The 13,790-nt window shown below is 62.5% G+C and carries 11 protein-coding genes; 9 read left to right on the forward strand and 2 right to left on the reverse strand.

The window, feature by feature from the left end:
• Positions 1-74 precede the first annotated feature (74 nt).
• Together ABV589_RS20435 and ABV589_RS20440 are read right to left on the reverse strand one after the other, a co-directional pair.
• The gene (locus ABV589_RS20435) at positions 75-1,532 is read right to left on the reverse strand and encodes a gamma-aminobutyraldehyde dehydrogenase (protein WP_367083286.1); all 1,458 of its coding nucleotides are present in this window, start codon (positions 1,530-1,532) and stop codon (positions 75-77) included.
• Positions 1,533-1,662: 130 nt separating this feature from the next.
• The gene (locus ABV589_RS20440) at positions 1,663-2,577 is read right to left on the reverse strand and encodes a LysR family transcriptional regulator (RefSeq protein WP_007967749.1); all 915 of its coding nucleotides are present in this window, start codon (positions 2,575-2,577) and stop codon (positions 1,663-1,665) included.
• Between the two features lie 197 nt (positions 2,578-2,774).
• Here ABV589_RS20440 and ABV589_RS20445 point away from each other — a divergent pair, with 197 nt between their 5' ends.
• The 9 genes from ABV589_RS20445 to prfB all read left to right on the forward strand — a co-directional run bounded on the left by ABV589_RS20445 (position 2,775) and on the right by prfB (position 13,701).
• Entirely contained in the window at positions 2,775-3,497 is a 723-nt protein-coding gene (locus ABV589_RS20445) for a tellurite resistance TerB family protein (RefSeq protein ID WP_367083288.1), read from the forward strand.
• A 352-nt stretch (positions 3,498-3,849) separates the two neighbouring features.
• Positions 3,850-5,472, forward strand: a complete 1,623-nt coding sequence (locus ABV589_RS20450; RefSeq protein WP_367083290.1) for a methyl-accepting chemotaxis protein — start codon at positions 3,850-3,852, stop codon at positions 5,470-5,472.
• Entirely contained in the window at positions 5,472-5,990 is a 519-nt protein-coding gene (locus ABV589_RS20455; protein ID WP_367083292.1) for a chemotaxis protein CheW, read from the forward strand. Before ABV589_RS20450 ends, ABV589_RS20455 begins: the two co-directional genes overlap by 1 nt.
• Positions 5,987-7,264, forward strand: coding sequence for a CheR family methyltransferase (locus ABV589_RS20460; RefSeq protein ID WP_367083294.1), 1,278 nt, complete (start codon positions 5,987-5,989; stop codon positions 7,262-7,264). Before ABV589_RS20455 ends, ABV589_RS20460 begins: the two co-directional genes overlap by 4 nt.
• On the forward strand, positions 7,261-7,956 hold the full coding sequence (locus tag ABV589_RS20465; protein WP_367083296.1) for a chemotaxis protein CheW: 696 nt from the start codon (positions 7,261-7,263) through the stop codon (positions 7,954-7,956). The genes ABV589_RS20460 and ABV589_RS20465 overlap by 4 nt, the downstream gene beginning before the upstream one ends.
• Positions 7,953-10,238, forward strand: coding sequence for a hybrid sensor histidine kinase/response regulator (locus ABV589_RS20470; protein ID WP_367083298.1), 2,286 nt, complete (start codon positions 7,953-7,955; stop codon positions 10,236-10,238). The genes ABV589_RS20465 and ABV589_RS20470 overlap by 4 nt, the downstream gene beginning before the upstream one ends.
• Positions 10,235-11,245: a chemotaxis response regulator protein-glutamate methylesterase gene (locus ABV589_RS20475; protein ID WP_367083300.1), complete on the forward strand. Its 1,011-nt coding sequence runs from the start codon at positions 10,235-10,237 to the stop codon at positions 11,243-11,245. The genes ABV589_RS20470 and ABV589_RS20475 overlap by 4 nt, the downstream gene beginning before the upstream one ends.
• Before the next feature lie 48 nt (positions 11,246-11,293).
• Positions 11,294-12,295 carry a PleD family two-component system response regulator gene (locus ABV589_RS20480; protein WP_367083302.1) on the forward strand — a complete coding sequence of 334 codons (1,002 nt, stop codon included), beginning with the start codon at positions 11,294-11,296 and terminating at the stop codon, positions 12,293-12,295.
• A gap of 310 nt (positions 12,296-12,605) precedes the next feature.
• Positions 12,606-13,701, forward strand: a protein-coding gene (prfB, locus tag ABV589_RS20485; protein WP_096795805.1) for a peptide chain release factor 2 whose coding sequence is annotated in 2 segments (ribosomal slippage) — positions 12,606-12,677 and positions 12,679-13,701 — 1,095 coding nt in all. Because the reading frame shifts where the segments join, the coding sequence is not laid out codon by codon here.
• The last annotated feature ends 89 nt before the right edge of the window (positions 13,702-13,790 follow it).

Below are 13,790 nucleotides of genomic sequence, written 5' to 3' on the forward strand. Positions count from 1 at the left end.
CTTCTTCAAATTATGGTCGGGGCAGTTGTGAACGCGGTGAAGCCATGCCGTTTTGCGGCTTGTTATTAGCGTAGTCAGAGATGCTGGCCGTGGCGGGCCATGATGTGTCGCACCACGCTGTAGTCCTGCAGCGAATCACTGGATAAGTCTTTGCCGTATCCGGAGCGTTTCAGCCCGCCGTGGGGCATTTCGCTGACCAGCATGAAATGGCTGTTGATCCAGGTGCAGCCGTACTGCAAGCGGGCGGCGACCTGCATCGCCTTGTCCAGGTTCTGCGTCCACACCGACGAGGCGAGGCCGTATTCGGAGTCGTTGGCCCAGTCCACCGCTTGCGCGAGTTCGTCGAAGCGGGTCACGGTGACCACCGGGCCGAACACTTCGCGCTGGACGATTTCATCGCTCTGTTTGCAGCCGGCGAGCAATGTCGGTTGGTAGAAGAACCCGGCGCCGGAATGCACCGCCGCGCCGGTTACCCGTTCGATGTGCGGCTGGCCGAGGGCGCGCTCGACGAAACTGGCGACGCGGTCGCGCTGGCGGGTGCTGATCAGCGGGCCGATCTCGTTGTCGGCATCACGCTTGCCAGCGAATCGCAGGCTGCTGACCGCTGCGCCGAGCTCGGCGACCAATTTGTCGTGAATCCCGGCCTGGGCGTAGATCCGGCATGCTGCGGTGCAATCCTGCCCGGCGTTGTAATAACCGTAGGTGCGCACGCCGTCGACCACCGCCTGAATGTCGGCATCGTTGCAGACGATCACCGGGGCCTTGCCGCCGAGTTCCAGATGCGTGCGCTTGAGGGTTTTTGCAGCGGCCTGGAGGATTTTCTGCCCGGTGACGATATCGCCGGTCAGCGAGACCATGCGCACCTTGGCGTGGCCGACCAGATGGCTGCCGACGCCTTCACCGCCACCGCAGATGATGTTGATCACCCCGCGCGGCAGGATCTCGGCCAGCGCTGGCGCCAGTGCGAGGATCGACAGCGGCGTGTGTTCCGACGGCTTGAACACCAGCGTATTGCCGGCGGCGAGGGCCGGGGCGATTTTCCACGCGGCCATCATGATCGGGTAGTTCCACGGCGCAATCGACGCCACCACGCCAATCGGATCGCGGCGCACCATGCTGGTGTAACCCGGCAGGTATTCGCCGCTGAGCTGGCCGGTCTGGCAACGCACGGCGCCGGCGAAGAAACGGAACACGTCGACGGTCGCAGTCAAATCGTCCTGACGCGCCAGGTGCAGCGGCTTGCCGCAGTTCAGCGCTTCGAGGCGGGCGAGGTGATCGGCGTGTTTTTCCACCGCACTGGCGATGTCCAGCAGCAGGTTCGAACGTTGTTGCGGCGTGGTCCGTGACCATTCAGCAAAGGCGCGGTGCGCGGCGAGGATCGCGGTTTCAACCTGCTCGGTGCTGGCCTCGGCGATGTGGGTGAGGATTTCACCGGTGGCCGGGTTGAGGATCGGTTCGACAAAACCTTGCCCGGCGACCAGTTCGCCGTCGATCAGCAACGCGGTACACATCGGGGTCTGCACGCCAGCCATTTTCCGCGATCTCTTTTCTTGTGTGGTCATTGTGGCTCCCATGCCCGGGAGCCGACCGTCTTATAGATGCAGCAAGACTAGTGCGCGGCTCCGAGGTCGACAAATTCTAAATACTGAATGTGGCATTCGATTAAATAGATGGCTTGCGTCCGCCGTGGGGCTGTTCGCGGGCCACGGTCAGAAATGGATCAACCAGGGCAGGACGCGCGGTCCCTCGGCGCCAGGCCAGACCGACGTCGAGGGTCTGGTTGAGGTCGGCAATTGGCCGCGCTTCGATGATGTCGCCCTCCAGTGACCATGGGCGGTAAGTCATGTCCGGTTGAATCGAAACGCCTAGCCCTGCCGCCACCAGACTTCGCACCGCCTCGGTGGATGCGGTTCTTAGGGTGATCTTCGGTTGCAGCCCGGCGCCGCGCCACAGGCGTTGGGCGTTGCGATCCATTTCGTCGACGTTCAGTTGAATCAGCGGTTCGCGAGCGACGTCGGCGAGGTTGATGCTGTCGTGTTCCAGCAATGGATGCTGGGCCGGCAGCCACAGACGGTGCGGCGAGTGGGTCAGCACTTCGGTCTGCAGGGCGTGGCGGTCTTCAAGGTTGGAGAGAATCAGCACGCCGACATCGATTTCGCCGCTGACCAGCAAATGCTCGATGTACGGACGTTCGTCCTCCATCACCCGGATTTCCACGTTGGGATAGGCGCGCTGGAACCGCGTGAGCAGATCGGCGAGGTAATAACCGGCGACCAGACTGGTCACGCCGACGATCAACTGCCCGGCGACCTGATCGGTGCTTTGTTGCAGGCTGCGCTTGGCATTGTCCACGGTCGCCAGAATCAGATGCGCCTGGCGCAGGAACTGATGGCCTTGATGGGTCAGGGTCATGCCCTTGGCATGGCGGCTGAACAGGCTGACGCCGATTTCTTCCTCCAGTTGCTGGATCGCCAGGGTCAGGGTCGATTGGGAAATAAACGCGGTTTGCGCGGCGGCGGAGATAGAGCCGGTCTCGGCCACCGCGATGAAGTGGCGGATCTGACGCAGGGTCATCATGAGGAGGGTACCCGGTGGGCGGTTTTTATAGATTGGCCTGAGTGTATATCGTTTTTTTAGAGGGTAGCGGTGAGCGGCATGCTGCAAGTCGAAGCCCGAGCAACATCTGGAAGCACACTCGCGGGCCGGGCAGGGGCACTTTCGAACTAGGCTGAGGGCCTGATAGATCCGGATAACCCCAGTTTTGGAGGCGGAACATGAACACCCGTGGATTGCTCGATCAACTACTCAAATCCGGCCAGGAGCTGTTGCAGAACAAGGCCGGTGGCGCGCAGAACAAACCGGCGGCTGGTGGCCTGGGCGGTTTGCTCGGTGGCACTTCAGGCGCTGGTGCGCTGGGTGGCCTGCTCTCGGGGGCGGGCGGTGGTGCTCTGGCGGCCGGGGCGATGGGCCTGCTGCTCGGCAGCAAAAAGGCGCGCAAGGTCGGCGGCAAAGTTGCGGTCTACGGTGGCCTCGCGGCTCTCGGTGTGCTGGCCTACAAAGCTTATGGCAACTGGAACGCACAAAAAGGCACAGCACCGCAAACCGAACCGCAAACCCTGGATCGACTGCCACCGGCGCAAGCCGAGCAACACAGCCAGGCCATCCTCAAGGCGCTGGTCGCTGCCGCCAAAGCCGACGGTCATATCGACGACCGTGAGCGCCAGTTGATCGAAGGCGAGTTCACCAAACTCGACAACGATCAGGAGCTACAGCACTGGCTCCACGCCGAACTCAACAAACCCCTCGACCCGGCCGACGTCGCCCGCGCCGCCAGCACCCCCGAAATGGCGGCGGAAATGTACATCGCCAGCGTGATGCTGGTGGATGAGGAGAGCTTTATGGAAAAGGCGTATCTGGAGGAACTGGCGAAGCAACTGAAGCTGGAGCCGGGCTTGAAGGTCGAGCTGGAGAAGCAGGTGCGCCAGGCATCACTATAGAACTGCCTGAACACGGTACTTATGTAAGAGCTGCGGCACGCTGCGATCTTTTGATTTTCAAAGCCAACATCAAAAGATCGCAGCGTACCGCAGCTCCTACAGGGTTTTCGGCCAGACGCCGAAGCCTGCTCGCGATTGCGTTTCCAGCCTCACAACCACAGCAATGGCCGATCCAGCGCCCCCTTTTGCCGTTCCATCACTGGCACGCCAGCCCCTGATTGTCGGACAGTCCCACCCCAGAGCCTTCCCGCGAACCAAGTCGGGCCGGCCCGAGGGTTAAAAAGCGTCTTATAAATGAAACACCGCCCTCGGCTATACTCCCCGCATTTCGACTTAGGCACGAGGAATCACTGTGAAGAACTGGACGTTGCGCCAACGCATTTTGGCGAGCTTTGCGGTGATTATCGCGATCATGTTGCTGATGGTCGTCGTTTCGTATTCTCGCCTGCTGAAAATCGAAGCCAGTGAAAGCAGCGTGCGTGACGACGCGGTTCCCGGCGTCTATTACAGCTCGATGATCCGTGGCGCGTGGGTTGACAGCTATCTGCAGACCCAGGAACTGCTCGGCCTCAAGGAAGGGCAGGGCATCAGCAGCGAAGACGCGGCGGACTACAAGGCGTTCGAGACGCGCCTGCAAGAGCAGATGGCCAACTACCGCAACACCGTCACCACCGACGAAGACCGGGTCGAGTTCGCCGCGTTCGAGAAGGACCACGACACCTACATGCAGATCCAGGATCAGGTACTCGATCTGCACAAGCGCAATCTGGAAGCCGAGGCAGTCAAGCTGTTCACCGAGAAACTGACCCCGGCCTGGTACACCGGCCGCATGAAGCTCAACGACATCATCGGTGAGAACAAGAAGGTTGCCGATCAGGCCATGGCCAACATCGACGAGGCGGTAGCGGCGGCCAAGGTCAGCATGTTCGTCTCGCTGCTGGTGGCCGTGCTCGCAGCCGGTGCCTGCGGCCTGCTGCTGATGCGCGCGATCATGGCGCCGATGAACCGTATCGTGAAGATCCTCGAAATCATGCGTACCGGCGACCTGAGCAGCCGTCTCAATCTGGATCGCAAGGACGAGTTCGGCGCGGTGGAAACCGGCTTCAACGACATGATGACCGAGCTGACCTCGCTGGTGTCCCAGGCCCAGCGCTCCTCGGTGCAGGTGACCACTTCGGTGACCGAGATTGCCGCCACCTCCAAGCAGCAACAGGCCACCGCCACCGAAACCGCGGCCACCACCACCGAAATCGGCGCGACTTCGCGGGAAATCGCCGCCACCTCGCGGGATCTGGTGCGCACCATGACCGAAGTGTCCACCGCCGCCGATCAGGCCTCGGTGCTTGCCGGTTCCGGCCAGCAAGGCCTGGCGCGCATGGAAGACACCATGCACTCGGTGATGGGTGCGGCGGATCTGGTCAACGCCAAACTGGCGATCCTCAACGAGAAGGCCGGCAACATCAATCAGGTGGTGGTGACCATCGTCAAGGTCGCCGACCAGACCAACCTGCTGTCGCTCAACGCCGCCATCGAGGCCGAGAAGGCCGGTGAATATGGGCGCGGTTTTGCCGTGGTCGCCACCGAAGTACGGCGTCTGGCGGATCAGACCGCCGTCGCCACTTACGACATCGAACAAATGGTCCGCGAGATCCAGTCGGCGGTTTCTGCCGGCGTGATGGGCATGGACAAGTTTTCTGAAGAAGTGCGCCGGGGCATGGCCGAAGTGCAGCAGGTCGGCGAGCAACTGTCGCAGATCATCCATCAGGTGCAGGCGCTGGCGCCGCGGGTGTTGATGGTCAACGAAGGCATGCAGGCTCAGGCCACCGGTGCTGAACAGATCAACCATGCGCTGGTGCAGTTGGGCGACGCCAGCAGCCAGACCGTCGAGTCGCTGCGTCAGGCCAGTTTCGCCATTGACGAACTGAGCCAGGTGGCCGTCGGGCTGCGCAGCGGCGTTTCGCGATTCAAAGTCTGATGAGCGAAATCACCGCCAAACGCAGCGCTGCGCCCGTGGCGAAGCAGGCGTTGTTCCTGCTGTTTCGCATCGGCAGCGAGCGTTACGCCTTGCGCGCCACCGAGGTGGCGGAAGTGCTGCCGCGCCTGCCATTGAAGCCGATTGCCCAGGCGCCGAAGTGGGTCGCCGGGGTGTTCGCCTATCGCGGTGCGGTGGTACCGGCCATCGATCTCAGCGCGTTGACCTTTGGTCAAGCGGCCGAGGCCCGCACCAGCACCCGGCTGGTGCTGGTGCATTACCGTCCGGATGAACTGCAGCCGTCGAACTGGCTTGGGCTGATCCTTGAGCAGGCGACCGACACCCTGCGCTGCAATCCCGAAGATTTTCAGCCGTATGGTCTGGACAATCGTCAGGCGCCGTACCTCGGCCCGGTGCGCGAAGATGCCCAGGGACTGGTGCAATGGGTGCGGGTCAACGACCTGCTGGATGACGCCGTGCGCAGCCTGCTGTTCCCGGCGCCGCTTGAGGCGCAGTCATGAGCAGCGACCAGCGTTTTTTCGATTTCCTCAAGGAGCGCATCGGTCTGGATGTCACCTCGGTGGGGCCGGCGATCATCGAGCGCGCGGTGCGCCAACGCACCACGCTCTCGCAAGCGGCGCACAGCGATGAATACTGGCAACTGCTGCAAGGTTCTCGGGACGAACAGCAGGCGTTGATCGAAGCGGTGATCGTCCCCGAAACCTGGTTTTTCCGTTATCCGGAATCCTTCGCCACCCTCGGCAAACTGGCGCGCAAGCGTCTGGACCAATTGAACAACATGCGCGCGCTGCGCATCCTCAGCTTGCCGTGCTCGACCGGCGAAGAACCCTATTCGATTGCCATGGCCTTGCTCGATGCCGGTCTCAAACCGCATCAGTTCAAGATCGACGGCATGGACGTCAGCCCGCTGTCGGTGGACAAGGCGCGACGGGCTCTTTACGGCAAGAACTCGTTTCGGGGGCAGGATCTGGACTTTCGCGAGCGTCACTTCAGTGCCGAGCAGGAGGGGCATCGGGTCAACGAAACGGTGCGCGAACAGGTGCGCTTGCAGGCCGGTAATGTGCTGGATCCGACGCTGCTGGCGGGTGAGCCGCCGTTCGACTTCGTGTTCTGCCGCAACCTGCTGATCTATTTCGACCAGCCGACCCAGAAGCAAGTCTTTGAAGTGCTCAAGCGTCTGACGCACGTCGATGGCGTGTTGTTCATCGGCCCGGCCGAGGGCAGTCTGCTCGGGCGCCTGGGCATGCGTTCGATCGGCATCCCGCAGTCGTTTGCCTTCAGTCGACACGCTGAACCCATGCCCGAACCTGTGGCATTGCCGACCCCGACCCCTTTGCCGGTGCGCCAACCGCTGCGCAGTCCGCCGCCAGTACCGCCGCCGGTGCGTCCGCGGCCGTTTGCCAGCGTTGCACCGTTGCCGGTCAGCAGCAAAAGCGCCAACCCGGACGCGGCGACCTTGCTCGCCAACATCGCTGCGCTGGCCAACGAAGGCAAAAGCGCCGAGGCCCGCGCGGCATGCGAGCAGTATTTGCGCAGTCACGAACCAGTGGCGCAGGTGTTCTACTGGCTCGGTCTGCTCAGCGACGTGGCCGGCGCCGCGCTCGAAGCACAGGGTCATTACCGCAAGGCCTTGTACCTTGAACCGCAACACCCCGAAGCGTTGATGCACCTCGCCGCCTTGCTGCAGGCCCAGGGCGACAGCGCCGGTGCCAGACGATTGCAGGAACGCGCCGCGCGCAGCGGCCGCACCGCCGACAGTGAGCGTAAACGATGATCCCGTCCGACACCTTGAACGTCACCCACGAAGACGCCCGGGCCATCGATGATTGCTGGAACCGTATCGGTATTCATGGCGACAAGTCGTGCCCGTTGCTGGTCAAGCATATTCATTGCCGCAACTGCGCGGTGTATTCCGCCGCCGCCACGCGCCTGCTGGACCGTTATGCATTGCAGCAGGACGAACGCGATCCGGTCGCCGTGGCGGTCGAAACCGATGTGAAAACCCGTTCGCTGCTGATGTTCCGCCTCGGCGAAGAATGGCTGGGACTGGCGACTCGCAGTCTGGTGGAAGTGGCGCCGCTGCAGGCGATCCACTCGTTGCCGCACCAGCGCTCGAGGGCCTTGCTTGGCGTGGCGAACGTGCGCGGGGCGTTGGTCGCGTGTCTGTCGCTGGTCGAGTTGCTCGACCTGGACGGCAACGCCGCACCAGCCACTGGCGCGCGGATCATGCCGCGCATGCTGATCATCGCGGCCCACGGCGGACCGGTGGTGGTGCCGGTGGACGAAGTCGACGGCATCCATGCCATCGATGAAAAAATTCTCGACGCCGCGTCGCGTGCCGGCGGTGAACACAACAGCACGGCCAGCGCCAAATACACCCGTGGTGTCCTGCAATTTCGGGGGCGCAGCCTGCGTTGGCTGGATGAAGAACAGCTGCTGTCCGCCGTGACCCGGAGCCTCACATGACCCCCGAGCAAATGCGCGACGCCTCGCTGCTGGAGCTGTTCAGCCTCGAAGCCGAAGCCCAGACCCAGGTGCTCAGCAGCGGGCTGCTGGCGCTGGAGCGTAACCCGACTCAGGCCGACTATCTGGAATCGTGCATGCGTGCGGCGCACTCGCTCAAGGGCGCGGCGCGGATCGTCGGGATCGACAGCGGTGTCAGCGTCGCCCACGTGATGGAAGATTGCCTGGTCAGTGCCCAGGAAGGGCGGCTATTGTTGCGTCCCGAGCACATCGATGCGTTGCTGCAAGGCACCGATCTGTTGATGCGCATCGCCACGCCGGCCAATGCTCCGCAAGCGCCGGACATCGAAGCGTATGTGGCGTTGATGGGGCGCCTGCTTGACCCTTCGGCAGCGCCCGCAGTCGCGCCGCCGCCGATGGCCGAATTGCAGATGCAGGCGCCGCCTGCGCCGATTGAAAGCCCGGCGCCATCGATCGAAACACCGTTGGAAACCTCCGACCCGGCCCCGCGCAAGAACAAGCGCACCACCGAGGGTGGCGAGCGCGTGTTGCGGGTCACCGCCGAACGCCTGAACAGCCTGCTCGACCTGTCGAGTAAATCGCTGGTCGAAACCCAGCGCCTCAAACCGCATCTGGCAACCATGCAGCGCCTCAAACGCATGCAGAACAATGGTTTGCGGGCGCTGGAAAGCCTCAATGTGCACCTCAAGGAACATGCGCTGAGCCTCGAAGCCCAAGAAGCCCTGGAAGATGCGCGGCGTCTTTTGGCCGAATCCCAGCAGTTGCTCGCAGAAAAGAACGCCGAGCTCGACGAGTTCGCCTGGCAGGCCAGCCAGCGCGCGCAAGTGCTCTACGACACCGCGCTGGCCTGCCGCATGCGTCCGTTCGCCGATGTGCTCACCGGTCAGGTGCGTATGGTTCGCGACCTGGGGCGCAGTCTTGGCAAACAGGTGCGGCTGGAGATCGAAGGCGAGAAGACTCAGGTCGATCGCGACGTGCTGGAAAAGCTCGAAGCGCCGCTGACTCACTTGCTGCGCAACGCCGTTGACCACGGTATCGAAACCCCGGAACAACGCCTGCTCAAAGGCAAGTCCGAAGAAGGCCTGATCCGCCTGCGTGCTTCGCATCAGGCCGGTTTGCTGGTGCTGGAATTGAGCGATGATGGCAATGGCGTCGATCTGGAAAAGGTCCGCCGCAGCATCGTCGAGCGTCAATTGTCGCCGGCAGAAACCGCTGCACAGTTGAGCGAAGAAGAACTGCTGACCTTCCTGTTCTTGCCGGGTTTCAGCCTGCGCGACACGGTGACCGAGGTGTCCGGGCGTGGCGTCGGTCTTGATGCGGTGCAGCACATGGTGCGGCAACTGCGCGGCGCGGTGGTCCTGGAGCAGACGGCGGGCGAGGGCAGCCGCTTTCATCTGGAAGTGCCGCTGACCCTGTCGGTGGTGCGCAGTCTGGTGGTGGAAGTCGGCGAGGAGGCTTATGCGTTTCCGCTGGCGCATATCGAACGCATGTGCGATCTCGAGCCACAGGACATCGTGCAGATCGAAGGTCGCCAGCATTTCTGGCACGAGGGCCGACACGTCGGACTGGTCGCGGCCAGTCAGTTGCTGAATCGTCCGGCCAGTCAGAGCAGCGGCGAAACCCTCAAGGTCGTAGTGATTCGCGAGCGTGATGCGATCTACGGGGTGGCGGTCGAGCGTTTTGTCGGCGAGCGCACGCTGGTGGTGCTGCCGCTGGATGAGCGGCTGGGCAAGGTGCAGGACATTTCCGCCGGAGCCTTGCTCGACGATGGTTCGGTAGTGCTGATCGTCGATGTCGAAGACATGCTGCGCTCGGTGGACAAACTGCTCAACACTGGGCGTCTGGAGCGCATCGCCCGTCACGGCAATCAGGCCGCCGAAGTGGTGCGTAAACGGATTCTGGTGGTCGACGACTCGCTGACCGTGCGCGAGTTGCAACGCAAGCTGCTGCTCAATCGCGGCTACGACGTGGCAGTCGCGGTGGACGGTATGGACGGCTGGAACGCCTTGCGTTCGGAGGACTTCGATTTGCTCATCACCGACATCGACATGCCGCGCATGGACGGCATCGAACTGGTCACCCTGTTGCGCCGCGACAACCGCCTGCAATCGCTGCCGGTGATGGTGGTCTCGTACAAGGATCGTGAAGAGGACCGGCGTCGTGGACTGGACGCTGGCGCCGACTATTATTTAGCCAAGGCCAGTTTTCATGACGACGCCCTGCTTGATGCAGTGGTTGAGCTCATTGGAGGAGCGCGGGCATGAAAATCGCAATCGTCAACGACATGCCCCTGGCGGTGGAGGCTTTGCGCCGTGCGCTGGCCTTCGAGCCGGCGCATCAGGTGGTCTGGGTCGCCAACAACGGCGCCGAGGCGGTGCGTCTGTGCGCCGAAAACACGCCGGATCTGATCCTGATGGACCTGATCATGCCGGTCATGGATGGCGTCGAGGCCACGCGACGGATCATGGCCGAAACCCCGTGCGCGATCGTCATCGTCACGGTCGACCGTCAGCAGAACGTGCACCGGGTCTTCGAAGCCATGGGCCACGGCGCGCTGGATGTGGTCGATACCCCGGCCATTGGTGCGGGGAACGCGCAGGAGGCGGCGGCGCCGTTGCTGCGCAAGATCCTCAACATCGGCTGGCTGATCGGCGAGAAAACCCCGCGCGCGCGTCCGGTGCCGACGCCCCACCGCAGTTCGGCGTCGTGCAAGCGGCTGGTGGCGATCGGCTCGTCCGCCGGCGGACCGGCCGCGCTGGAAGTGCTGCTCAAGGGCCTGCCACGCCATTTCTCGGCGGCCATCGTGCTGGTGCAGCATGTGGATCAGGTGTTCGCCGCGGGCATGGCCGAATGGCTGGCCAGCGCCAGCGGCCTCGATGTACGCCTGGCCCGCGAAGGCGAGCCACCGCAGGCCGGCGCGGTACTGCTGGCCGGCACCAACCACCATATTCGTTTATTGAAAAACGGCACGCTGGCCTACACCGCCGAGCCGGTCAACGAGATCTACCGACCCTCGATCGACGTGTTTTTCGAAAGTGTCGCCAGTTATTGGAATGGCGATGCCATCGGGGTTTTATTGACCGGGATGGGACGCGACGGGGCACAAGGGCTTAAGCTCATGCGCCAGCAGGGTTATCTGACCATCGCGCAGGACCAGCAAAGCAGTGCGGTGTACGGCATGCCCAAGGCAGCAGCGGCGATCGATGCGGCCGTCGAAATCCATCCACTGGAAAAGATAGCGCCACGATTGCTGGAGGTATTCCCCAAATGAACAGGCTATTCCGCAATCCTGGCCCCCGCAGTACTCAGGTGACCGCCCATGAATGATTTACAGATCGACGACATTAAAACCGACGAAAACGCCGCCATGGTGTTGTTGGTGGACGATCAGGCGATGATCGGCGAAGCCGTGCGCCGTGGGCTGTCGAATGAAGAGAACATCGACTTCCACTTCTGCTCCGATCCGCACCAGGCCATCGCCCAGGCGGTACGGATCAAGCCGACGGTGATTCTGCAGGACCTGGTGATGCCCGGCCTCGACGGCCTGAGCCTGGTGCGCGAATACCGCAATCACCCGGCGACCAAGGACATCCCGATCATCGTGCTGTCGACCAAGGAAGACCCGCTGATCAAGAGTGCGGCGTTCTCCGCCGGGGCCAACGATTATCTGGTCAAGCTGCCGGACACCATCGAGCTGGTGGCGCGCATCCGTTACCACTCGCGCTCGTACATGACCCTGTTGCAGCGCGATGCGGCGTACCGTGCGTTGCGCGTCAGCCAGCAGCAGTTGCTCGACACCAACCTGGTGCTGCAACGGCTGATGAACTCCGATGGGCTGACCGGGCTGTCCAACCGCCGGCACTTCGACGAGTACCTGGAGCTGGAATGGCGCCGCTCGCTGCGCGACCAGAGCCAGTTGTCGTTGCTGATGATCGACGTCGATTACTTCAAGTCCTACAACGACAGCTTTGGCCACGTCGAGGGCGACGAAGCGCTGCGCAAGGTCGCCACGGCGATCCGCGACGCCAGCGCCCGACCATCGGACCTGCCGGCACGCTACGGCGGTGAAGAGTTCGCGCTGGTGCTGCCGAACACCTCACCGGGCGGCGCACGCCTGGTGGCGGAGAAGCTGCGCCAGACCGTGGCAGCGCTGAAGATTCCGCACAACACCCCGGGGGAGGGCGCGAGCCTGACCATCAGCATTGGTTTGGCGACGATGGTGCCGCAGGCGGGCAGCGATTGCCGGCTGCTGATTTCGGCGGCGGATCGTGGCCTGTACCTGGCCAAGAACAATGGCCGTAATCAGGTCGGGATCGAATAAACGCTTACCCTCACCCCAGCCCTCTCCCAAAGGGAGAGGGGGCCGACCGAGGTGTCTAGCACTGTACATCGACCTGATCGACCGAATCGATTATGGATCTTCAAGCTTGGCACTTCCGGATTCAGCAAAGCCCATTCACGTCGGCGTACCTCTCAAATATCCCCCGATCGGTCCCCTCTACCTCTGGGAGAGGGCTAGGGTGAGGGCAAAGGGTTTAATGATCCCCACACCCGCCAGACGGGCTGCCGTGACAGCCTGATTACGTTATACTCGCCGGCTTTCAAAAGTTCGCCAACGAGTGCTGCCCGTCATGGAAATCAACCCGATCCTGAACACCATCAAGGACCTGTCCGAGCGCTCCGAAACTATTCGGGGGTATCTTTGACTACGATCAAAAGCATGAGCGTCTGATCGAAGTCAATCGCGAGCTTGAAGATCCTGCAGTCTGGAACAAACCTGAATACGCCCAGGAACTGGGCCGCGAGCGAGCATCGCTGGCGCAGATCGTCGACACCCTGGATGAGCTGTCCAGCGGTCTGGCCGATTCCCGCGAGCTGCTCGACATGGCCGTTGAAGAAAACGACGAAGGCGCGGTAAACGACGTCGTTGAACTGCTTCAAGGGCTTGAAGAGTCACTGGCCAAGCTTGAATTCCGCCGCATGTTCAGCCACGAGATGGACCCGAACAACGCCTACCTGGACATCCAGGCCGGCTCCGGCGGTACCGAGGCCCAGGACTGGGCCAACATCCTGCTGCGCATGTACCTGCGCTGGGCCGACAAACGCGGTTTCGACGCGACCATCATGGAACTGTCGGCCGGTGAAGTCGCCGGTATCAAGGGCGCGACCGTGCACATCAAGGGTGAATACGCCTTTGGCTGGCTGCGCACCGAGATCGGCGTGCACCGTCTGGTACGCAAGAGCCCGTTCGACTCCGGCAACCGTCGTCACACCTCGTTCTCTGCGGTGTTCGTCTCGCCAGAGATCGACGACAAGGTCGAAATCGAAATCAACCCGGCAGACCTGCGGATCGACACCTATCGTTCCTCCGGTGCCGGTGGTCAGCACGTAAACACCACCGACTCGGCCGTACGTATCACCCACGTACCGACCAACACCGTGGTCAGCTGCCAGAACGAACGTTCCCAGCACGCCAACAAGGACACCGCCATGAAAATGCTGCGGGCCAAGTTGTACGAGCAGGAAATGCAGAAGCGCAACGCCGCTTCCCAGGCGCTGGAAGACACTAAGTCGGACATCGGCTGGGGTCACCAGATCCGTTCGTACGTGCTCGACGCGTCGCGGATCAAGGACCTGCGCACCAACATTGAACGCAGCGACTGCGACAAGGTACTCGACGGCGACATCGACGAATACCTGGAAGCCAGCCTGAAATCGGGGCTGTAAAAGACGCACACAGGATCGCTGATGCAATGCGATCCCTGTAGGAGCCAGCTCAGCTGGCGATTCCCGGGCCGCCAGGTCCGGGGGCAACG

Source organism: Pseudomonas sp. HOU2 (assembly GCF_040729435.1).
GTDB lineage: Bacteria > Pseudomonadota > Gammaproteobacteria > Pseudomonadales > Pseudomonadaceae > Aquipseudomonas.